General features: G+C 64.8%; 22 protein-coding genes and 1 tRNA gene. 12 read left to right on the forward strand and 11 right to left on the reverse strand.

Annotation, left to right across the window (positions count from 1 at the left end):
- Positions 1-30 precede the first annotated feature (30 nt).
- From ACE3Q6_RS09705 to ACE3Q6_RS09715, 3 genes are read right to left on the reverse strand one after another with little or no spacing between them, the layout of a single operon-like run.
- Positions 31-402, reverse strand: coding sequence for a glycosyltransferase (locus ACE3Q6_RS09705; RefSeq protein ID WP_374431519.1), 372 nt, complete (start codon positions 400-402; stop codon positions 31-33).
- Positions 403-408: 6 nt separating this feature from the next.
- On the reverse strand, positions 409-1,131 hold the full coding sequence (locus ACE3Q6_RS09710) for a hypothetical protein (RefSeq protein ID WP_374431521.1): 723 nt from the start codon (positions 1,129-1,131) through the stop codon (positions 409-411).
- The gene (locus tag ACE3Q6_RS09715) at positions 1,131-3,530 is read right to left on the reverse strand and encodes a glycosyltransferase (protein ID WP_374431523.1); all 2,400 of its coding nucleotides are present in this window, start codon (positions 3,528-3,530) and stop codon (positions 1,131-1,133) included. The genes ACE3Q6_RS09710 and ACE3Q6_RS09715 overlap by 1 nt, the downstream gene beginning before the upstream one ends.
- Positions 3,531-3,791: 261 nt before the next feature.
- On the opposite strand from ACE3Q6_RS09715, the gene ACE3Q6_RS09720 reads away from it, so the two are divergent.
- On the forward strand, positions 3,792-3,926 hold the full coding sequence (locus tag ACE3Q6_RS09720; protein WP_374431525.1) for a hypothetical protein: 135 nt from the start codon (positions 3,792-3,794) through the stop codon (positions 3,924-3,926).
- Between the two features lie 114 nt (positions 3,927-4,040).
- On the opposite strand, the gene ACE3Q6_RS09725 is transcribed toward ACE3Q6_RS09720, so the two are convergent.
- Positions 4,041-4,117: transfer RNA gene (locus tag ACE3Q6_RS09725), tRNA-His, on the reverse strand.
- A 138-nt stretch (positions 4,118-4,255) separates the two neighbouring features.
- On the opposite strand from ACE3Q6_RS09725, the gene ACE3Q6_RS09730 reads away from it, so the two are divergent.
- The 8 genes from ACE3Q6_RS09730 (at position 4,256) to ACE3Q6_RS09765 (ending at position 9,832) form a co-directional block, all read left to right on the forward strand.
- Positions 4,256-4,474, forward strand: coding sequence for a DUF6324 family protein (locus ACE3Q6_RS09730; protein ID WP_374431527.1), 219 nt, complete (start codon positions 4,256-4,258; stop codon positions 4,472-4,474).
- Positions 4,475-4,609: 135 nt separating this feature from the next.
- Positions 4,610-6,181 (forward strand): Ppx/GppA family phosphatase, encoded by a 1,572-nt coding sequence (locus tag ACE3Q6_RS09735; protein ID WP_374431529.1) that lies wholly within the window; start codon positions 4,610-4,612, stop codon positions 6,179-6,181.
- The gene (locus ACE3Q6_RS09740) at positions 6,181-6,792 is read left to right on the forward strand and encodes a VOC family protein (RefSeq protein ID WP_374431575.1); all 612 of its coding nucleotides are present in this window, start codon (positions 6,181-6,183) and stop codon (positions 6,790-6,792) included. The genes ACE3Q6_RS09735 and ACE3Q6_RS09740 overlap by 1 nt, the downstream gene beginning before the upstream one ends.
- Positions 6,789-7,274, forward strand: a complete 486-nt coding sequence (locus ACE3Q6_RS09745; RefSeq protein ID WP_374431531.1) for an N-acetyltransferase family protein — start codon at positions 6,789-6,791, stop codon at positions 7,272-7,274. Before ACE3Q6_RS09740 ends, ACE3Q6_RS09745 begins: the two co-directional genes overlap by 4 nt.
- Before the next feature lie 32 nt (positions 7,275-7,306).
- Complete coding sequence (locus ACE3Q6_RS09750; RefSeq protein ID WP_374431534.1) at positions 7,307-8,020, forward strand: TerB family tellurite resistance protein; 714 nt, start codon at positions 7,307-7,309, stop codon at positions 8,018-8,020.
- Entirely contained in the window at positions 8,017-9,081 is a 1,065-nt protein-coding gene (locus ACE3Q6_RS09755; RefSeq protein ID WP_374431536.1) for an endonuclease/exonuclease/phosphatase family protein, read from the forward strand. Before ACE3Q6_RS09750 ends, ACE3Q6_RS09755 begins: the two co-directional genes overlap by 4 nt.
- Positions 9,082-9,124: 43 nt before the next feature.
- On the forward strand, positions 9,125-9,517 hold the full coding sequence (locus tag ACE3Q6_RS09760) for a hypothetical protein (RefSeq protein ID WP_374431539.1): 393 nt from the start codon (positions 9,125-9,127) through the stop codon (positions 9,515-9,517).
- Positions 9,518-9,622: 105 nt separating this feature from the next.
- Entirely contained in the window at positions 9,623-9,832 is a 210-nt protein-coding gene (locus tag ACE3Q6_RS09765) for a hypothetical protein (protein ID WP_374431541.1), read from the forward strand.
- A gap of 88 nt (positions 9,833-9,920) precedes the next feature.
- Here ACE3Q6_RS09765 and scpA read toward each other — a convergent pair whose 3' ends face one another.
- Positions 9,921-12,047, reverse strand: coding sequence for a methylmalonyl-CoA mutase (gene scpA / locus ACE3Q6_RS09770; RefSeq protein ID WP_374431543.1), 2,127 nt, complete (start codon positions 12,045-12,047; stop codon positions 9,921-9,923).
- 67 nt (positions 12,048-12,114) lie between these two features.
- On the opposite strand from scpA, the gene ACE3Q6_RS09775 reads away from it, so the two are divergent.
- Entirely contained in the window at positions 12,115-12,585 is a 471-nt protein-coding gene (locus ACE3Q6_RS09775; protein ID WP_374431546.1) for a DUF4174 domain-containing protein, read from the forward strand.
- A gap of 94 nt (positions 12,586-12,679) precedes the next feature.
- Here the strand turns inward: ACE3Q6_RS09775 and ACE3Q6_RS09780 are convergent, their stop codons facing one another.
- The 6 genes from ACE3Q6_RS09780 to ACE3Q6_RS09805 all read right to left on the reverse strand — a co-directional run bounded on the left by ACE3Q6_RS09780 (position 12,680) and on the right by ACE3Q6_RS09805 (position 18,191).
- Positions 12,680-14,683, reverse strand: coding sequence for an acetyl-CoA carboxylase biotin carboxylase subunit (locus ACE3Q6_RS09780; protein WP_374431548.1), 2,004 nt, complete (start codon positions 14,681-14,683; stop codon positions 12,680-12,682).
- 92 nt (positions 14,684-14,775) lie between these two features.
- Positions 14,776-14,940, reverse strand: a complete 165-nt coding sequence (locus tag ACE3Q6_RS09785) for a hypothetical protein (protein ID WP_374431550.1) — start codon at positions 14,938-14,940, stop codon at positions 14,776-14,778.
- Positions 14,941-15,316: 376 nt separating this feature from the next.
- Positions 15,317-15,712, reverse strand: coding sequence for a hypothetical protein (locus ACE3Q6_RS09790; protein ID WP_374431552.1), 396 nt, complete (start codon positions 15,710-15,712; stop codon positions 15,317-15,319).
- Between the two features lie 186 nt (positions 15,713-15,898).
- Positions 15,899-16,027 carry a hypothetical protein gene (locus ACE3Q6_RS09795; protein ID WP_374431554.1) on the reverse strand — a complete coding sequence of 43 codons (129 nt, stop codon included), beginning with the start codon at positions 16,025-16,027 and terminating at the stop codon, positions 15,899-15,901.
- Positions 16,028-16,244: 217 nt separating this feature from the next.
- Complete coding sequence (locus ACE3Q6_RS09800; RefSeq protein WP_374431555.1) at positions 16,245-16,655, reverse strand: DUF6497 family protein; 411 nt, start codon at positions 16,653-16,655, stop codon at positions 16,245-16,247.
- A gap of 3 nt (positions 16,656-16,658) precedes the next feature.
- Entirely contained in the window at positions 16,659-18,191 is a 1,533-nt protein-coding gene (locus ACE3Q6_RS09805) for an acyl-CoA carboxylase subunit beta (RefSeq protein ID WP_374431557.1), read from the reverse strand.
- Positions 18,192-18,371: 180 nt separating this feature from the next.
- Between ACE3Q6_RS09805 and ACE3Q6_RS09810 the strand changes: the two genes are divergently transcribed.
- On the forward strand, positions 18,372-18,725 hold the full coding sequence (locus ACE3Q6_RS09810) for a DMT family protein (protein ID WP_374431559.1): 354 nt from the start codon (positions 18,372-18,374) through the stop codon (positions 18,723-18,725).
- Between the two features lie 53 nt (positions 18,726-18,778).
- On the forward strand, positions 18,779-19,367 hold a 589-nt coding region (locus ACE3Q6_RS09815; RefSeq protein ID WP_374431561.1), incomplete at its 3' end, for an MFS transporter.

Here is a 19,367-nt window from a genome sequence, read left to right on the forward strand (position 1 = left end):
TATTTCTGGTTTCCACGCGCCAGTCCTTACTCAGGCTTTTGACCCCACAGTCTTGCGTGTGCGATCCGTTGGCGGGACGGAAGGTGCCGTACGGAGTTCAGTTGAAACTCCGCCCCTGAGTGTTTCGCGAAGCGCCTCGCGGAACCGCTCTACGCTGCAGTCATCCGCGATGCGTTTCAATGCATTGGAGCGAATGCTCCTCCAAAGATCCTGGTCCGTGTAAAGGCGTTGGACGGCCGAGGCAAAACCGTCGGGCGAGTCCGCCACCAGCAGGTCCCGGCCATCCTCCCATCCGAGTTGACGCGCCAAAAGCGAAGTCGTCACGCTCGGAACTCCAAAAGCCGCAGCTTGATGGACCTTGTGGGGAATGCCCGCCGCGAAACGCGTCGGGGCGACAAACACCCGCGCCTAGTTGAAGATCGGCTGCAACTCGTCGATGACACCGAGCAGGCGGACCTTGGCGAGATCGAGTTCGGAAATGCTGGGAGCCGAACAAAGTCCCACGACCGTGAGAGGTTGCTGGTCGACCAACAGCCCGTCGAGACGTGGCTGCACATGATCGATGTACCAGATCAGGCTGTCCACATTGGGCGACCCATCGTCGGCCAGTCGGCCCAGGAACAGGATATCTTTGCGATCCCCGAAGGCCGCTTCAGTCGGCATGGGTTCGACCGAATGGCCAAGAACGCGCGCTGGCTTTCCTGAGGCTGCGGCAAACTGATCCGCCTCGGCCTGATTGACCGCCGTCACCTGATCCGCAGAAGTCACAAGGGCAAGTTCGCTCAGTCGATCCCGGGCCGCCCGTTTCAGCAGAATCTTGTCACCGAACAGGTTTGCTTTGACTTCATCTCTGGAAGCAAACAGCGCTTCAGCATCATAAGTCAGGCGGATCCCCTCGAAAAGCTCTGGTCGATTTTGGCGCACCGCCGCGAGCGCCTGCATGTTATGCGGACGACTTACGAATATCTGCTGGTAGTATCCCCGCCGCTCTTCCAGGAATTTTTCAAGCAGCAGTAGCCCCCACCCCATCGCGACCTCAACCCCGATCGGTACGGCTGATCTCGCATCCTCCCAAGTGTCGACGGGAGTGGTCGATGGGAAATAAGTCACGAAGTATCCTTCCTCCGTCATCAGACGCAGGATCTCATTCGCCCGCGGCAAGCCTGCTCCCAGCGCGATGATCGGAATGCGATCATCAATATAGAGGATCCGTTCGCGGCGCTCCCGCGCACGCGCGAAGAGCACATTCGAAGGTGCGGGGGCATGTGACCGTCCCGCAGTTCCTTGGCATGCTTTTCAACGAACTTGCGCTGATTGGTGCGCTGCATTTCCAATGCCTGCTCGCGCTTTTCGCTGGAAGCGAACTCGAAATGGTCGACGATGGCACGAGGTTCAAAGATCACCTTCTTGCCAGCGCGCCGTATCCTCATGCAGAGGTCCGTCTCTTCGTAATAGGCAGGAATGAAGTCCGTATCGAAGCCCCCAAGTTCCTGGAAGAGGCCTTCCCTGATAAGCAGGAATGCCCCCGAACAATAATCGACCTCGCGGCGGAAATTGTACTGGCCGTCCGCCAGATTGTCGCCACGCCCATAGCCGAGACAGCTTCCATCCTGCCAGATTATGCTGCCCGCCTCCTGGAGCCTGCCATCGGGAAGAATGATCGGCCCGCCGACCGCACCGATATCGGTGCCCGAATCCATGGCCTCAATCGCAGCGCTCAGGCAACCGGGCCGCAACGTCGCATCGTTGTTGAGCAGGAGAACATGCCCACCACGAACAGCCTCCAGCCCTCGATTCACGCCCCGCAAAAAGCCGAGATTTTCAGTCTGCGGCAGGTAGACAACGTTGTCGACCTTGGCCAGCAGCTCCGCCGTCTGATCGGTCGAGCCGTTGTCGACGACGATCACCTCGAACGGGACACTGGATTCCATCTCCAGCGAGCGAAGGCAGTTCAGCGTAAACCCTGCCTGGTTCCACAGAACGAGGATGATGGAGACCTTCGGTTCAGCAGTCCGTGGCAGCGTGATGCGGTCGTCTGACTTCAGAAACGCATCCAGTTGACGTTGGGCCCCCGCCCGGAACGCGGTCTTCAGGTCTTCGGGACTGACGTTGATCGCATCGCGCTCCACTGCCCCGGTCATTACCTGCGAGATCGGAGGGAGCAAAGATCGGCTGGATTGGTCCAGTTGTGCGGCCAAACCTGTGCGCCCCGGGTCGACCTTGCCTGCGCTTCTGGCAAAGCGGGACTTCATGCGCGATGGCAGCGGCGACGACTTGGAGGAAAGCGTCCGCAACACCCGGAACTTCACCAACTGGCCCAGGATGACATGGGGACGCTTGCGCGCAAGCCGCAGCGCCTCCGTGACCTCACGGGCAGCATGTAAAGCGGACTGCGCTTGATCCTCTGCCTCCCGGACCTTGACTTCCATCGCCTGCGCCTGGGCCTTCGCCTCTGCAAGCTGAGCATGTAGGGCCTGAGCTTGGGCTTTCGCCTCAGCAAGCTGATCATTCAGCGCCCGAGTTTGGGACTTCACCTCTGCAGGCTGAGCATTCAGCGTCCGACCCTGGGCATTCGCCTCTGCAAGCTGATCATTCAGCGCCCGAGCCTGGGCTCTCGCCTCTGCAAGCTGCTCACTATGCGTCTGCTCCAGTGCAGCGAGTGTTGCATATTGTGCCTCACCGGCCCAACTCGACAGGCTGTCGAGGAAATGTCGGGCGCTATCAAGGTCCGCAAAGGTCGTCGCGTCTGATGGATCGGAGCACAGCCGCTCGAGCAGCCGGGAAATCGAATCGATTTGTGCGGATACTTCGTCCGGCACACCAGGAAGCGGAGCTCCAGTCACATGGTGCTGAAGATCAGGGGACAAGAATGCATCCATTTGGGCCAGTGCAGCTTCATCTTTCTGCCCAAGGGACGGAAGAGACAGGGCCGAAGCAAACCGCTCGACCGAAGCTCGCCAGTCCTGTACCAGCGCCTCATAAGAGAAGAAGCCCCGTTGCAAACCGCGGGTCGCCCGCTCTGCATCCAGCTGGTGACGCATCCAAAGCAGACAAGCCTGCATCGGGGCCATGTTGTCGCGCTTGCCCAACGACGCAGCCACGGCGCTCGGGTGACGCAGCGCATGCAGAAACACGACCCGATAGCCCATCCGCTCGAGCGTCCTGACATAGACCGGCACGAAGCGGCAAACCCGCGGATCCTTGATGACGATCGTTTCCGCATCTCCGAATTCCTGGCGGATAACGTCAGCAATGCGGTTCTCGAACTCGGCCACGACTGCTGGTGGGCAGCGCTCCAGGTCAAGCTTGCGCCAGTCGTCCCAGCGACTTCCGCAGCGTGCCAGAAATGCATCGTTCACACCACAGACGGCTTCGGATTCCCAAAATCCGCGCACATTGTCCGGTTTGGCCTCCATCAGGTTTTTTGGAGACTCGGCGCCGGCCAGATTCAGCAGACGGGTGAAGGCGCTGGTACCCGAACGGTGCATTCCGAGAACGAGGATGCAAGTCTTTGTCATCGCCAATTTCATTTCGACCGTGAACCAGGAGGGTACCCCCTTCAAACGACAGGATGGCCAAATGTCAATGTTTTGCGCTTCTACCCGCGCAGGTAGATATTACATGCAACTCTTCATATATATATATTTGAATTATGAAATCTGCCTATCACTTGGTTTTCGCCCCTGTCGTATCTGCAAAGAGATGCCGCCGATCCGACCAGGCTGGGTTCTCTTTGATCCAAAGCACGGCCATGCTAAAGGCGCCGGCTGCAGCACCTTGAAGGCTTCATCATGATCATCGGCGGTGCGCGGGTCAGCACCGACGCTCAGGCGCTCGATGCAAAGGTTCTGATCTTCGTCGTCGACTGGCAAGCTTTCGCTCACTTGGCGATGCGAAGCCTGACAAGGCCACGTACGGACGACTGATGTTGATGGTCCAAGGTGGGTGGCAGAGTTCCAACAGATGCTGATCCGCACCGAGGACACTAGACCGCGTCGGTCGCGATCACCCGAACGCCGCAACGACTTCAAGGGGGCTGATGGTACCGCCTCCCCGGCTCGAACGGGGGACCCCCAGATCCACAATCTGGTGCTCTAACCAACTGAGCTAAGGCGGCACTTGCGGGGCGATTTAGCCCCCCTCCCCCCGGAATGCAAGCACCAATGCGACGCGCTTTCCTCCCCCGCGTCAGGCGATTTTTCCTTGCACCCTGCCCCGCCGCCCGCTACCCCGACGCAAAGCCGGAGCAAGACCCATGGGCATCAACTCTCCCAGCGACATCAGCGCCAATCTGCAGATCGGCCCCACCGACGAAGGCATGGTCCGCATCTACGTCGAGGCCGAGGGCGGGATCGAACTGCCGCTCGACTTCGACCCCGAGGAAGCCGAGGAAATCGCCGAGGAATTGCGCGCCGCCGCCGAGGCCGCACGGGCCATCGGCACCAGGCCCGCGCCCAAGCCGAAGAAGCGCTGACGCCCGGCATCAGGCGGAACCAAATTCCTTCGAAGGAATTTGCAAAACTCTTCGAAGAGTTTTAGCCGCCCCAGCCGGTTGACCGACCTGCCTCGCGCCGTCACCATACCGCCCCACGACCCCGGAGATTCTTCGATGGCCGCAGACGGACAAGCCGCCCTTCCCGACGATGACGACGACGGCGGCGACTGGGGTCCTTTCGGCAAGCCCCTGTTCGACGATCCCTCTGCCCGCGCCCTGTCCCGGGTCGGCGTGGTGGACGTGGGCTCGAACTCGGTCCGGATGGTCGTCTTCGACGGCGCCGCGCGCTCGCCCGCCTATTTCTACAACGAAAAGATCATGTGCGGCCTGGGCAAGGGGCTGGCCGAGACCGGGCGGCTGAACCCGCAGGGCAAGGAACGCGCCCTGGCCGCGCTGAAGCGCTTCTCGCTCCTGGCCCGCGGCATGGACATCAGCCCCTTCACCGTCGTCGCCACCGCCGCCACCCGCGAGGCCGAAGATGGGCCCGAATTCCAGGCCCAGGTCCTGCGCGAGACGGGTCTCAAGCTTCACGTCATCGACGGGGCCGAGGAAGCGCGGCTTTCGGCGCAGGGCGTGCTGCTCGGCTGGCCGGACGCCAAGGGCATCGTCTGCGACATCGGCGGCAACTCGATGGAGCTTGCGCGGATCGGCAACGGCAAGGTCGGCAAGCGCGTCTCGACGACCCTCGGCCCCTTCCGGCTGCAGCAGGTCTCGGCCGACCCGAAGAAGCGAAAGGCCCATATCGACACGATCCTGGAAGCCGCCGCGCGGGAGATCCGGCCCGAGGGTGACCGCATCTACCTGGTCGGCGGAAGCTGGCGGGTGATCGCGCGGCTGGACATGGAACGGCGGAACTACCCGCTGACCGTGCTGCACGAATACCGCATGACGCCCGAGGGGCTTCTCGCCACGCTCGACTGGCTGCAGACCACCGACCTTTCGGCGCTCCGCGGCCGCACCGGCACCAGCGCGGAACGGATGGAGCTTGTGCCCCTCGCCTGCGAGGTCCTGCGCGAGATCATCCGCATCCTGAAGCCCTCCGAGATCGACGTCTCCGCCTACGGGATCCGTGAGGGGTTGCTCTACGAACAGATGCCCGAAAAACTCCGCGCCCGCGACCCGCTGATCGAAGCCGCGCGGATGACCGAACTGACCCAGGCCCGCATCCCGGGCTTCGGCAAGAAGCTCTTCGCCTTCCTGGAACCGCTCTTCAAGGGCGCGACCCCAGACCGGCTGCGCCTCATCAAGGCCGCTTGCCTGCTCCACGACACCACCTGGCGCGCGCACCCGGACTACCGGGCCGAAGCCTGCTTCGATAATGCGACCCGCGCGAACCTTGGCGGGCTGGACCACCCCGGACGCGTCTTCCTCGGGCTGGCGCTCCTCCACCGCTACAAGAACTCCCGCGCCGGAAGCCGGATGGAGCCGCTTTTCCGCCTCCTCTCCGAAACCGACATCCAGGAGGCCGAGGCCCTGGGCAAGGCCATGCGCTTCGGCGCGATGTTCTCGATCGGCGATCCTGCGCAGGCGGGCGAGCTGCGCTGGAACCTGAAGAAGCGCCAGCTGACGCTTGCACTGACCGAAGACGGCCTTGGCCTTTTCGGCGAGGTCGCCCAGGCCCGCTTCGCCGCCCTGGCGCTGGCGCTCAAGGCCACGACCAAGGTCGTCCTGAAGGACAAGGCATGATGCTCGCGCTCGATCACCTGGCGGTCTCGGCCGCCACGCTGGAGGACGGTGCCGCCTGGGTCGAGATGGCGCTTGGCGTGCCACTGGCGGGCGGGGGGAAGCACCCGCACATGGGGACGCACAACCGGCTTCTGTCCCTGGGCGACCTTTACCTCGAGGTCATCGCGATCGACCCCACCGCGCCAAAACCCGCGCACCCGCGCTGGTTCGACCTCGACAGCTTCCAGGGCGCCCCGCGGCTCACGAACTGGATCTGCCGGACAGACGACCTCGACGCCGCCCTGCGCGAGGCCCCCGAAGGCACCGGCACGGCCACCGACCTCCAGCGCGGCGACTACCGCTGGCGCTTTGCCGTGCCCGCCACCGGCCGCCTGCCCTTCGACGACTGCCACCCCGCGCTGATCCAGTGGCAGGGCGAGCTGCATCCCGCACGGGCGCTGCGCGACCACGGCATCCGCCTGACGGGCCTGCAGATCACCCACCCCGAGGCTCCCGCCCTGCGCGCCGCGCTGAAGGGGCTTGCCGACCCCCGCGTCGAAGTCCAGCTCGGCCCCTACCGCGGGTTCCGCGCGACCTTCGCCACGCCCGACGGCCCTCGCGTCCTGACATGATCCGCCCTGCCGCACCCGCCGACGCGCCCGCCCTTGCCGCCCTTCTGAACCACTGGATCGAAAGCACCGCCGTCACCTTCAATCCGGTCCCGAAGACCGTCGATGACATCCTCGGCATGATCGCCGCCAAGGCCGCCGCCGGCCACGCCTTCCTTGTCGCGGTCGAGGGCGAGACGCTCCTCGGCCAGGCCAGCTACGGCCAGTTCCGCGCGGGCGAGGGCTACCGGACCTGCATGGAACACTCGATCTCGCTCACCCCCGCCGCCAAGGGCAAGGGCATCGGCCGCGCGCTCATGGCCGCGATCGAGGACCATGCCCGCGCCGCCGGGGCGCACCAGATGATCGCCGGCGTTTCGGGCGAGAATGCCGACGGCCGCAACTTCCACGAACGCATGGGCTACCGCCACATCGCCACGATCCCCGAGGCCGGCTTCAAGTTCGGCCGCTTCATGGACCTTGTGCTGATGCAGAAATTCCTCTGACAAGCCGCGCGGACCGTTCTATGGTTCGCGACATGTCGATCTGGACCCGCATCACCGAAGCCCTCGCCGCCCTTGTCCAGGGCGAACCGCTTTCCGTGGTCTTCGACCGCCTGCGCAACGACCCCGCGCCCGAACAGTCGGTGGGCTTCACCATCGCCGTCCTCGCGCTTGGCGCCAAGATGGCCAAGGCCGACGGCACCGTCACCCGCGACGAGGTCACCGCCTTCCGCCGCATCTTCACCTTCCCAGAAGGCGAGGAAGAACACGCCGCCCGCGTCTACAACCTTGCCCGCCAGGACGTCGCGGGTTTCGACGCCTACGCCCGCAAGATCGCCCGTCTCTTCAACCCCGATGGCCACCGCATCTGCGCCGACGACCACCACGTCCTCGTCGACATCCTGGAAGCGCTCTTCCAGATCGCCATCGCCGACGGCTCCTACCACGAAGGCGAAGACGCCTTCCTTGCCCATGTCGCCGACGAATTCGGCCTCGACGACCGCTGCTTCAACATCGTCCGCTCCCGCCTGGTCGAAGGCGCCCCGCGCGATCCCTACGACGTCCTCGGCCTGCCCCGCGACGCCTCGAAGGACCAGGCCAAGAAGGCCTGGCGCGAGCTTGTCCGCGACACGCACCCCGACGTCCTGCAATCCCGCGGCGTCCCGCCCGAGGCGATGAAACTGGCCGAACGCCGGCTCCAGCTCATCAACGAAGCCTGGCGCGAGATCTCGGCCAAGGAGGCCGCATGACCGGCGACGGAAGGTCCCGGCCCCTCCGGCTCGCGACCTACAACGTCGAATGGTTCAACGCCCTCTTCGACGACCACGGCCGGATGCTGGAAGACCGCGCCCCCTCGACCCGCTACAAGGTCAGCCGCGGCGAACAGCTTTCCGCGCTTGGCATCGTCTTCAACGCGCTCAACGCCGACGGCATCATGATCATCGAGGCCCCGGACACCAACGGGAAACGCTCGACCGTGAAGGCGCTGGAGACCTTCGCCAAGGCCGCGGGCCTGCGCGCCCACAAGGCGCTGATCGGCTTTCCGTCCGAGACCGAACAGGAAATCGCCTTCCTCTACGACCCCGACCGGCTGACCGTCCGCCACGACCCGCAAGGCGCGCCCTCGAACAGCCACGGCTCGCACGAGGCGCCGCGCTTCGACACCACCTTCCGCTACGACCTCGACGCCGACAACATTTCGGAAACCATCCGCTTCTCGAAGCCGCCGCTTGAACTTGCCGTCACCACCGCGAACGGCCAGCGCCTGCGCTTGATCGGCGTCCACGCCAAGTCGAAGAACCCCTATGGCGCCGTCGGTCGCGAGGCGCAGATCCGCCTGTCCATCGAGAACCGCCGCAAGCAGCTGGCCCAGTGCCTCTGGCTTCGTCAGCGGGTCGAGGCGCATCTGGCGCAAGGCGACAGTCTCGTCGTGCTGGGCGATTTCAACGACGGCCCCGGCATCGACGAATTCGAAAAGCTCTTCGGCCATTCGGGGGTAGAGATCGTGCTCGGCACCACGCCCGACCCCGCGACGCAGCTGACCGACCCCCATGCCTCGATGGCGCTCCAGCGCCGCGTCGGACTCGCGCCGACCACCGCGCGCTTCTACCTCGCCCCGCAGAAACGCTTCTTCGAGGCACTCCTCGATTTCGTCATGGTCTCGCCCGACCTCGCCGCGCGCGGGCCGGAATGGCGCATCTGGCACCCGTTCCAGGATCCCCGGATCATGGAGGTCCCCGAACTGCGCGAAGCGCTCCTGCAGGCGTCGGACCACTTCCCCGTGACGGTCGATCTGCCGCTTGGTCCCTGACCGGGGGTTTGACATGGGCCGGGGCGGTTCCCATATGCGGACCATGAAAAAGCTCGCCCTCGCCCTGATCCTCACCGCCACCCCCGCCCTTGCGCAGGAGGCTCCCGCAACGCCGGAAGCCGAGGATGACGGCTTCAGCCTCATGGAAGAGGGGATGAAGCTACTCTTCCGCGGCTTCATGACCGAAGCGCAGCCCGCGCTGGACGAGATGGGGCAGGCTCTGGAACAGATGAAGCCCGCCCTCGACGCGCTTGGGCAGGAGATCGGCCCCAAGATCACCGAACTGTTCGCGATCGTTGACGATTTCACCAACTACGACATGCCGGTCATCCTGCCGAACGGCGACATCCTGATCCGCCGCAACGCTCCCCTCGCGCCCGAAACCACTCCACCGGCCGATCCCCAGCCCGGTCCAAACGGCGAGATCGAGCTCTAGGCCGCTCCTCCGGCCAGCCGGCAGAGCTTCCGTCGCGCGCCGCGGCACCTGCATTTCTTCACCGAGGCGTCGCTGACTGCGCTCTGCGCAAAGGCCGGACTTCAGGTGACGGGCTACGATTACCACGGCTATACCCGGCATTTCACCACCGGCTGGCGCGGCTGGGCGAACCAGATCCACGACATGCTGGCCGAACGGGGCGGGGCCTCACCCCGCCGGACCATCGCCAACTCCCTCGCGCTTCTGGCCCGCTGGGCCCGCGCCGCGCCGGACCGGAAATACGACGGCCCGGGAGTTTTCGCCCGCATGGCCTGACAAGAGGGGGCTGGGGTTAAGAAACCCTGAACGCCCGCAACCAAGCCCTTGATTTTCCAAGGCCCGAGACTCTGTCCACCGTGGACAGCTACCCCCGCGCGGCCCGGATCAGGTCCAGGATCTCCTTCGCCGCCGCCGGGATGTTGGTGCCGGGTCCAAAGATCGCCTTCACTCCGGCCGCCTTCAGGAAATCGTAGTCCTGCTGCGGAATGACCCCCCCGCAGATCACAAGGATATCCCCCGCCCCCCGCGCTTTCAGCACCTCGATCAGCTTCGGGGCCAGCGTCTTGTGCCCCGCCGCCTGCGACGAAATCCCGATCACATGCACGTCGTTGTCGATGGCATCCTGCGCCGCTTCCTCCGGCGTCTGGAACAGCGGCCCCACATCCACATCGAACCCGATGTCCGCGAAGGCCGTGGCGATCACCTTCGCCCCCCGGTCGTGCCCGTCCTGCCCCATCTTCACGACCAGCATCCGCGGCCGCCGCCCCTCGGCCTCGGCAAAGGCCTCCACATCCTTCTGGATCTGCTGGAACCCCTGGTCGCCCTCATAGGCCGCGCCATAGACGCCCGCCAAAGTCTTCACCTCGGCCCGATGCCGCCCGAACACCTTTTCCATCGCGTCCGAAATCTCCCCGACCGAGGCCCGTGCCCGGGCTGCCTCCACCGCCGCTTCCAGAAGGTTGCCACCCTCCCCGGCCCGCCGCGTCAGTTCCGCCAGCGCCGCCTGACACCGCACCTCGTCGCGTCTGGACCGCACCTGCTTCAGCCGCGCCACCTGAGCCTCACGCACCGCCATGTTGTCGATGTCCAGGATGTCGATCGGGTCTTCCTTGTCCTTGCGGTACTTGTTGACCCCGACGATCACCTCGTCCCCCCGGTCGATCATCGCCTGCCTGCGCGCGGCCGACTCCTCGATCCGCAGCTTCGGCATGCCCGAGGCCACCGCCTTGGTCATGCCCCCCATTGCCTCGACTTCCTCGATCAGCTTCCACGCCTCCTCGGCCAGCTGGTTCGTCAGGCTCTCCACGTAATAGGACCCCGCCAGCGGATCGACGACGTGAGTGATCCCCGTCTCCTCCTGCAAGACCAGCTGCGTATTCCGGGCAATCCGCGCGGCAAACTCGGTCGGCAGCGCAATCGCCTCATCCAGCGCGTTCGTGTGCAGCGACTGCGTCCCCCCCAACACCGCCGCCATCGCCTCGTAGGCCGTGCGGATGACGTTGTTGTAGGGGTCCTGTTCCTGCAAGGACACGCCCGAGGTCTGGCAATGCGTCCGCAGCATCAGGCTGGAGGTCTTCTTCGCACCGAACCCCGACATGATCCGGTGCCACAGCATCCGCGCCGCGCGGAGCTTGGCAACCTCCATGAAGAAGTTCATGCCAATGGCAAAGAAGAACGACAGCCGCCCCGCAAAGTCGTCCACATCCATCCCCCGCGCCATCGCGGCCTGCACGTATTCCTTCCCGTCCGCCAGCGTGAAGGCCAGCTCCTGCACCAGGTTCGCGCCCGCCTCCTGCATGTGGTAGCCGGAGATCGAGATCGAGTTGAACTTCGGCATCTCGCGGGACGTGTATTCGATGATGTCCGCGATGATCCGCATCGAAGGCTCGGGCGGATAGATGTAGGTGTTCCGCACCATGAATTCCTTCAGGATGTCGTTCTGGATCGTCCCCGACAGGTCCGCCCGCGCCACCCCCTGCTCTTCCCCCGCCACGATGAAATTCGCCAGGATCGGGATCACCGCCCCGTTCATCGTCATGGAAACGCTGATCTTTTCCAAGGGGATGCCGTCGAAGAGGATCTTCATGTCTTCGACGGAGTCGATGGCGACCCCCGCCTTCCCCACATCGCCCACGACCCTCGGGTGATCCGAGTCATACCCCCGGTGCGTCGCCAGGTCGAAGGCCACCGACACGCCCTGCTGCCCCCCGGCCAGCGCCTTCCGGTAGAAGGCATTCGACTCCTCGGCGGTGGAAAACCCCGCATACTGCCGGATCGTCCAGGGCCGCCCGGCATACATCGTGGCCCTGACACCGCGCGTGAAGGGGGCCACCCCGGGCAGCTCACCCATCTGCGGCAGCCCCTCCACGTCCGCCGCCGTGTACAGCGGCTTGACCGTGATCCCCTCCAGCGTCTGCCAGTTCAGGCTGTCCGGACCCTTGCCCTTCAGCTCCTTCGAGGCCAGCGCCTCCCACACCTTCAGATCGGCCATCCCACTCTCCATTCCGCGACGCTTTCGCGCGCTTGGGCTTTTCACAAACCGCCCCTATATCAGGGCCATGAAAGCCGTCGCCCGTCGTCCGTTCCTTGCCGCTCTGGCCCTTGCCATCCCGGCGCTTGTCCTTCCTGCCGGGGCCGATGAGGCCCCCGCCGATGTTCCCGCCTTCGCCCCCGTCCCGGCGGCCGAGGTGGTCGAGGCCGACCTCCTCTACGTCCGCCGTCCGGTCATCGTCTTCGCGGACAGCCCCAATCAGCCCGCCTTCGTCCGGCAGATGGAGCTTCTGACCCGCTACTACGGCGAGCTTGCCGCCCGCGACGTCATCCTCATCACCGACACCGACCCCGCGAACCCGTCCGAACTGCGCCGCAAGCTTCGCCCCCGGGGCTTTTCGCTGGTGCTGATGGACAAGGACTGGCGGCCCTCGATCCGGAAGCCTCTCCCCTGGGAGGGGCGCGAGATCGTCAACTCCATCGACAAGATGCCCATCGCCCGCACCGAGGCGCTGGAAAAGAACCCCGCCGGTCGGTAAGGCGCCGGAATTTTCGAAAATTCCGGACCGGAGCCTTCGAAGGCTCCGTCACGATTTCTTCGAAGAAATCGCCCCCGGCCCGACCGGCGCGGCATCATTCGAACTCCATGATCACGTCGTCGACCTTCAGGCTTGCCCCGGCACTGGCCTTGATCTTCTTGACCACGCCCTTGCGTTCCGCCTTCAGGATGTTCTCCATCTTCATCGCCTCGACGGTGGCCAGCGCCTGACCTTCCTGGACCTCGTCGCCCTCCGCGACCGCGATCTTCACCACGAGGCCCGGCATCGGGCAGAGGAGGTACTTCGAGGTATCCGGCGGCGCCTTCTCCAGCATCAGCCCGGCCAGCGCTTTCTGGCGCGGGGTCTGGACATGGACCTTCAGGTCCGCGCCGCGCAGGCGCATCCGGAAGCCCATCGGGACCTTCGCGGTCTTGATGACCAGCGGCTCGCCGCCCACCATCAGTCGCGCCAGGGGCTGGCCCGGCGTCCAGGCGCTCGTCACCCGCAGCTCGGTCCCGTCGTCGAACACCACGGTCGATCCGTCATGATCGGCCTTCACCGTCACGGCAAAGCTCACCCCCTGCGCGGTCACCACCCAGTCGTCGCCCACGCGGCGGGTGTGGTTGTCCATCGTCCCCGAAATCCGCGTCCGCCGGATTTCCGCGACCCGGTTCATCGCCGCCGCCGCGGCGGCCAGACGGCGCAGCGTCGGCGCGTCCAGCGTTGCGCCCGAGAAGCCCTCGGGGAATTCCTCAGCGATGAAAGCCGTGGTGATGTTGCCGCTCGTGAACCGCGGGTGGTCCATCACGGTCGAACAGAAGGGCAGATTGTGCCCGATGCCTTCCACCTCGAAGGTGTCGAGCGCCAGCCGCATCTCCTCGATCGCGTCGGCCCGCGTCGGGCCCCAGGTGCACAGCTTGGCGATCATCGGGTCGTAGAACATGCTGATCTCGCCGCCCTCGTAGACGCCGGTATCGTTCCGCACGATGCCGCCGCGTTCGGTCTTGCCCTCGACCGGGGGTCGGTAGCGGGTGAGGCGGCCGATGGAGGGCAGGAAGTTGCGGTACGGGTCTTCGGCATAAAGCCGGGATTCCATCGCCCAGCCGTGGATCTTCAGGTCGGACTGCTTGAACGGCAGCGGCTCGCCGGCGGCGACGCGGATCATCTGTTCGACGAGGTCCACCCCGGTGATAAGTTCCGTCACCGGATGCTCGACCTGCAAACGGGTATTCATTTCAAGGAAATAGAAGTTGCGGTTGCCATCGACGATGAACTCCACCGTCCCGGCGCTGGTGTAGCCCACGGCCTTCGCCAACGCGCAGGCCTGTTCGCCCATCGCCTTCCGCGTCGCCTCGTCCAGGAAGGGCGAGGGCGCCTCTTCGATCACCTTCTGGTTCCGGCGCTGGATCGAACATTCCCGCTCATGCAGGTAGACGCAATTGCCGTGCTTGTCGGCCAGCACCTGGATCTCGATGTGGCGCGGCTGGGTGACGAACTTCTCGATGAAGATGCGGTCATCCCCGAAACTTGCCGCCGCCTCGTTCTTCGACGACTGGAAGCCCTCCGCAGCCTCGGCCTCGTTCCAGGCGATCCGCATCCCCTTGCCGCCGCCGCCCGCGCTGGCCTTGATCATCACCGGATAGCCGATCTGGGAGGAGATCTTCACCGCCTCGTCCGCATCCGCGATCAGGCCCATGTAGCCGGGGACCGTGGAAACACCGGCCTCCTGGGCGATCTTCTTCGAGGTGATCTTGTCCCCCATCGCCTCGATGGCGGGGGACGGCGGCCCGATGAACACCACCCCCGCTGCCTCCAGCGCCGCGGCGAAATTGCGGTTCTCGGACAGGAAGCCATAGCCCGGATGCACCGCCTGAGCGCCCGTCTGGCGGATGGCGTCCATGATCTTGTCGATCACGATATAGCTCTGCGCGGCGGGGGGCGGCCCGATATGCACCGCCTCGTCCGCCATCTGGACATGCAGCGCATTGCGGTCGGCGTCAGAATAGACCGCCACCGTCTTGATCCCCATCTTGCGCGCCGTCTTGATCACGCGGCAGGCGATCTCGCCCCGGTTGGCGATCAGGATCTTGTCAAACATCGGCTCCCCCCATCGGAAATGCAAAAGGACCACCCGGGCGGTCAGCCCGGATGGTCCCTTGTGCCAGGTCAACCCGCCCGAAGGCGGTTACGTCAGTAGCCCGTGTTGCAGGGCGGCAGGCCCAGCTCGATGCCGCAGGTGGCGAGACCCGCCATCCCGCCCAGCGCCGCGCCGGCCAGCATGTTTTCGTCCAAAGCATCGGCGACCAAAGCGCCAGCCGCCGCGCCGGCCACGCCGCGCGACGCCGGGTCCTGCATGCAGCCGGCCAGGGACGTTGAGAGAAGAGCGAAGAGAATAAGCGACTTGCGCATGGGGTACTGCCTCGTTGGATTGTTGTTATTGCGGAAGATTCTACCGCAATACCACGGATTTGGAAGCAGTTTTTCCAGCGACCCACGCAGACGTCACCCGACCCCGAAGGCCTGCGCATAAGGATCGGTCCGGCCTGGGACGGGCCGGACCGAAGGGAAGGGGAAGGGTAACAACGTTGACTGCGCGTGCCATGACCTGACTGCCATTGACCCGCACAGAGACAATGGCGCGCGGATCGCAGCATTGCAAACGTGTTGCAAACGACCCCGGGGACGTGGGCAAATCCATGCCAAAACCGCAGAGCCGTCGGCGACTTCATGCCTAGTCCTCCTCCTCGTCCCAACCGTCCGACAGCGCATCGGGCGCGTCGGGGGCGAAGACCTGCGGGAAGGCCGCCTCGGCCCGCTTCACGTCGATCCGTAGCAGCGCTTCGTAAGAGCAGGGGTCGAAAGGATCTTCGGCCGCCACGACCTCGCGCCCGAAAAGCCAGGACAGCCGCCCGGCATCCAGGTTGCCCCGCTCGAACGGCTCTTCCCCGAAATACTGCCAGAGCGCCGCCATGAAGGCCGCATCCGCCAGCCGGTCCACGTGCTTGCGGTCCTTGTAGCGTTCGCGCTTGATCAGCTTCGTCGCGCCTTCCTTCACATTGGCGCGGCGAATGGTGAACTGGAAGTCGGTGCCCGGCATCCGGCCCGGGAAGCCGCGGTGCTTCAGCATCTGGTCTGTCTCCTGTCAGGGCAGTGGACGGACCGGATAGGCGAAAGCGCGACGCTCTCCCAGAGGGGGGCGCTGAAAAGACTGGCTATGTCGCGGAAAACCGGCCTGCAAACCGCGCGGATGCGCATGAGGCCAGGGGTGGGCGCGGGCCCGCCCGGCGTGCGCCGGCAGGCCCGCTCCGGAAGATTACTTGTACTTGCCGGTGTCGACGACTTCCGGGGTGACCGGCTCGACAACCACTTCTTCTTTCTTGGCGCAAGCGGCGATAGCCGAAACCATAGCCAGAACCAGAACGAGACGTGCGCTCTTCGACATCCTCTACTCCATCCTTCTTGGGGTGCTTCGGATCCCATGCGGGCATCCGGCACCTGTTCGCTGTTAAAGGCCGATTTGGCCCGGCCCGTCGCCACCCTAACCGAAACGGATCCGGTTTGGTATGTCGGCCAGACCAAGTTCCCGACCTGTGGCGTTCCTACATCAGCCAATTGTGCATGGCCAGAAGGAAAACACATATTTCGGGGCCCGGTCGGCATCAGAAGACCTCCCACACACAGGCACCATTCTCGATCCTGAAGGATTCGAAGAATTGCACCACGTCGGGCGCCGCCTCGCCGAAGGGAACGGCGGAGCTCATGAAGGTGATGATGATCTGCTGAGGTGCTGGCACTGTGCCTTCTGTGCGGGAAAGCGCAAAGCTGTCGCAGACCGCCTGCATGTCCGCCGCCGCCGTTTCCACGTCTTCGGATGTGAGATCCGGCACCAGGAACCGGAACCGCGCAGCAGCGCCGGCCGGTCCAGGGACGTTGGTGATCACATCGATCAGCGAAACCGCGCGGCCCGAGGGCACCTCGACCGTGGGCCCGTCCGCAGCCTCGTCCTGACAGGCCGAAAGGACCGCCAGGGCAGAGAGAAGCAGCACAGGAAGGGTCAGGCCGCGGCGCATCGGTCAGAGCGGGATATTGTCGTGCTTCTTCCACGGCATCGCGGCCTTCTTGCCGCGCAGCGCCGCGAAGGCCCGGGCCACCCGGCGACGGGTGGAATGGGGCATGATGACCTCGTCGATGAAGCCCTTCTCGGCCGCGACGAAGGGATTGGCGAAGCGGTCCTCGTAATCCTTGACCCGCGCAGCGATCTTTTCCGGCTCGCCCAGTTCGGAGCGGTACAGGATTTCCACGGCCCCCTTCGCGCCCATCACCGCGACCTCGGCCGTCGGCCATGCATAGTTGAAGTCGGCCTTCAGGTGCTTGGACGCCATGACCACATAGGCCCCGCCATAGGTCTTGCGGGTCAGGACCGTGACCTTGGGCACCGTCGCCTCGCCATAGGCAAACAGCAGCTTCGCCCCGTGCTTGATGACCCCGCCATATTCCTGGCCCGTCCCCGGCAGGAAGCCCGGCACGTCGACGAAGGTCAGGATCGGGATCTCGAACGCGTCACAGAACCGCACGAACCGCGCGGCCTTGCGGCTGGCGTCGATGTCCAGGCAGCCCGCCAGCACCATCGGCTGGTTCGCCACCACGCCCACCGTCTGGCCCTCCAGCCGGATGAAGCCGATGATGATGTTGGCGGCGAAATCCTTCTGCACCTCGAAGAAGTCGCCCTCGTCGGCGACCTTGGCGATCAGCTCCTTCATGTCGTAGGGCTGGTTCGGGTTGTCGGGGACCAGCGTATCCAGGCTGGACTCGATCCGGGCCGGATCGTCGAAGAACGGCCGAACCGGGGCCTTCTGCCGGTTGTTCAATGGCAGGAAGTCGAAGAGCCTGCGGATCTCGGCCAGTGCCTCCACGTCGTTCTCGAAGGCCCCATCCGCGACCGAGGACTTGCGGGTATGGGTCGAGGCCCCTCCCAGCTCCTCGGCTGTCACCACCTCGTTCGTCACGGTCTTCACCACGTCGGGGCCGGTGACGAACATGTAGGAGGAGTCCTTCACCATGAAGATGAAGTCGGTCATCGCCGGGGAATAGACCGCCCCACCCGCACAGGGACCCATGATCAGGGAAATCTGCGGCACCACGCCCGAGGCCTCGATGTTGCGCTGGAACACCTCGCCGTAAGCAGCCAGCGAGGCCACGCCTTCCTGAATCCGCGCGCCGCCGGAATCGTTGATCCCGATCACTGGCGCGCCGTTCTGCATCGCCATGTCCATGATCTTGCAGATTTTCGCGCCATGCGTCTCGCTGACCGACCCGCCCATGACCGTGAAGTCCTGGGTGAAGACATAGACCTGCCGCCCGTTGATCGTGCCCCAGCCGGTGACGACGCCGTCGCCCGCAGGCCGATCCTTCTCCATGCCAAAGTCGGTGCAGCGGTGGGCCACGAACATGTCGAACTCTTCGAAGGACCCTTCGTCCAGAAGAAGCTCGATCCGCTCGCGCGCCGTGAGCTTGCCCTTGGCGTGCTGCGCCTGGACCCGGCGTTCCCCGCCCCCCGCGCGTGCGGCCTCACGACGGGCCTCAAGCTCTTCCAGAATGTCCTTCATCGCGCCCTCCCCCGGCTGATGTCCTGGGCAATCTAGGGGAACGCTGCAGATGCGAGAAGCAGGAAACGGCGAATTTGCAAACTCATTTGAAAGCCGGCCAATCAAATCGCAAATCCGCAAAGCATTGGACCCGTGCCCGCCCCGCGCTATGCCCTGCGGCACCCAAGCCCCGAGGACATCATGCCCAGCCTTCCGATCCCCGTCGTCACCATCGGCCTTCTTCTGTTGTCCAACATCTTCATGACTTTCGCCTGGTATGGGCACCTCAAGTTCAAGGAAAGCGCGCTGATCACCGTGATCCTCGTCTCCTGGGGGATCGCCTTCTTCGAATACGTTCTTCAGGTCCCGGCGAACCGCATCGGCCACGGCCATTTCTCCGCCGCCGAGCTGAAGACGATCCAGGAGGTCATCACCCTCTCGGTCTTCGCCATCTTCTCGGTCCTCTACCTTAAAGAGCCGTTGCACTGGAACCACCTCGTCGGCTTCGGCTTTATCGCGGCGGGGGCGTTCTTCATCTTCCACAAATGGGCGTGACGTCAGGCCCACGCCCCGTGGACAAACCAAGGCCGCAGGCGTAGCCCTTCCTGATGCAAGACGCAGTGTTCCTCGACCGGACGACGCCCCCGAAGATCGTCACCCTGATCCTCATGGCCGGGCTCTCGGCCCTGACCATGAACATCTTTCTGCCGTCCCTCCCCGGAATGGCCGCCTACTACGGCGTCCCCTACGGCGTGATGCAGCAATCCGTGGCGCTCTACCTCCTCCTCTCCGCGCTTCTGCAGGTCGTCATCGGCCCGATCTCCGACCGCTACGGCCGCCGCGCCGTGCTGATCGGGGCGCTGGTCCTGTTCCTGCTGGCGACGGTCGGCACCCTCCTCGCCCCCACCGCCACCTGGTTCCTGGTCTTCCGCATGGCCCAGGCCGTCATCGCCGCCGGCATGGTCCTGTCCCGAGCCGTCGTCCGCGACATGGTGGCCGACGAACGCGCCGCCAGCATGATCGGCTACGTGACGATGGGGATGAGCCTCGTTCCCATGATCGGTCCCGTCATCGGCGGCGTCCTCGACGATCTCTACGGCTGGAAGGCCAACTTCGCGCTCCTCCTGATCCTCGGCCTTGCCACCCTCGCCCTCGTCTGGGCCGACCTGGGCGAGACCGCCACCCTCCGCCGCGTCA

This window comes from Tabrizicola sp. (genome assembly GCF_041913445.1).
In the GTDB taxonomy this organism is placed as follows: Bacteria; Pseudomonadota; Alphaproteobacteria; order Rhodobacterales; family Rhodobacteraceae; genus Tabrizicola.

Bases quoted from the DNA above. Each gene is read 5' to 3' on its own strand.
- ACE3Q6_RS09710 (WP_374431521.1), bottom strand. From the start codon at position 1,131: ATGACGGAGGAAGGATACTTCGTGACTTATTTCCCATCGACCACTCCC.
- ACE3Q6_RS09715 (WP_374431523.1), bottom strand. From the start codon at position 3,530: ATGAAATTGGCGATGACAAAGACTTGCATCCTCGTTCTCGGAATGCAC.
- ACE3Q6_RS09720 (WP_374431525.1), top strand. From the start codon at position 3,792: ATGATCATCGGCGGTGCGCGGGTCAGCACCGACGCTCAGGCGCTCGAT.
- ACE3Q6_RS09730 (WP_374431527.1), top strand. From the start codon at position 4,256: ATGGGCATCAACTCTCCCAGCGACATCAGCGCCAATCTGCAGATCGGC.
- ACE3Q6_RS09735 (WP_374431529.1), top strand. From the start codon at position 4,610: ATGGCCGCAGACGGACAAGCCGCCCTTCCCGACGATGACGACGACGGC.
- ACE3Q6_RS09740 (WP_374431575.1), top strand. From the start codon at position 6,181: ATGCTCGCGCTCGATCACCTGGCGGTCTCGGCCGCCACGCTGGAGGAC.
- ACE3Q6_RS09745 (WP_374431531.1), top strand. From the start codon at position 6,789: ATGATCCGCCCTGCCGCACCCGCCGACGCGCCCGCCCTTGCCGCCCTT.
- ACE3Q6_RS09750 (WP_374431534.1), top strand. From the start codon at position 7,307: ATGTCGATCTGGACCCGCATCACCGAAGCCCTCGCCGCCCTTGTCCAG.
- ACE3Q6_RS09755 (WP_374431536.1), top strand. From the start codon at position 8,017: ATGACCGGCGACGGAAGGTCCCGGCCCCTCCGGCTCGCGACCTACAAC.
- ACE3Q6_RS09760 (WP_374431539.1), top strand. From the start codon at position 9,125: ATGAAAAAGCTCGCCCTCGCCCTGATCCTCACCGCCACCCCCGCCCTT.
- scpA (WP_374431543.1), bottom strand. From the start codon at position 12,047: ATGGCCGATCTGAAGGTGTGGGAGGCGCTGGCCTCGAAGGAGCTGAAG.
- ACE3Q6_RS09775 (WP_374431546.1), top strand. From the start codon at position 12,115: ATGAAAGCCGTCGCCCGTCGTCCGTTCCTTGCCGCTCTGGCCCTTGCC.
- ACE3Q6_RS09780 (WP_374431548.1), bottom strand. From the start codon at position 14,683: ATGTTTGACAAGATCCTGATCGCCAACCGGGGCGAGATCGCCTGCCGC.
- ACE3Q6_RS09785 (WP_374431550.1), bottom strand. From the start codon at position 14,940: ATGCAGGACCCGGCGTCGCGCGGCGTGGCCGGCGCGGCGGCTGGCGCT.
- ACE3Q6_RS09790 (WP_374431552.1), bottom strand. From the start codon at position 15,712: ATGCTGAAGCACCGCGGCTTCCCGGGCCGGATGCCGGGCACCGACTTC.
- ACE3Q6_RS09795 (WP_374431554.1), bottom strand. From the start codon at position 16,027: ATGTCGAAGAGCGCACGTCTCGTTCTGGTTCTGGCTATGGTTTCGGCT.
- ACE3Q6_RS09800 (WP_374431555.1), bottom strand. From the start codon at position 16,655: ATGCGCCGCGGCCTGACCCTTCCTGTGCTGCTTCTCTCTGCCCTGGCG.
- ACE3Q6_RS09805 (WP_374431557.1), bottom strand. From the start codon at position 18,191: ATGAAGGACATTCTGGAAGAGCTTGAGGCCCGTCGTGAGGCCGCACGC.
- ACE3Q6_RS09810 (WP_374431559.1), top strand. From the start codon at position 18,372: ATGCCCAGCCTTCCGATCCCCGTCGTCACCATCGGCCTTCTTCTGTTG.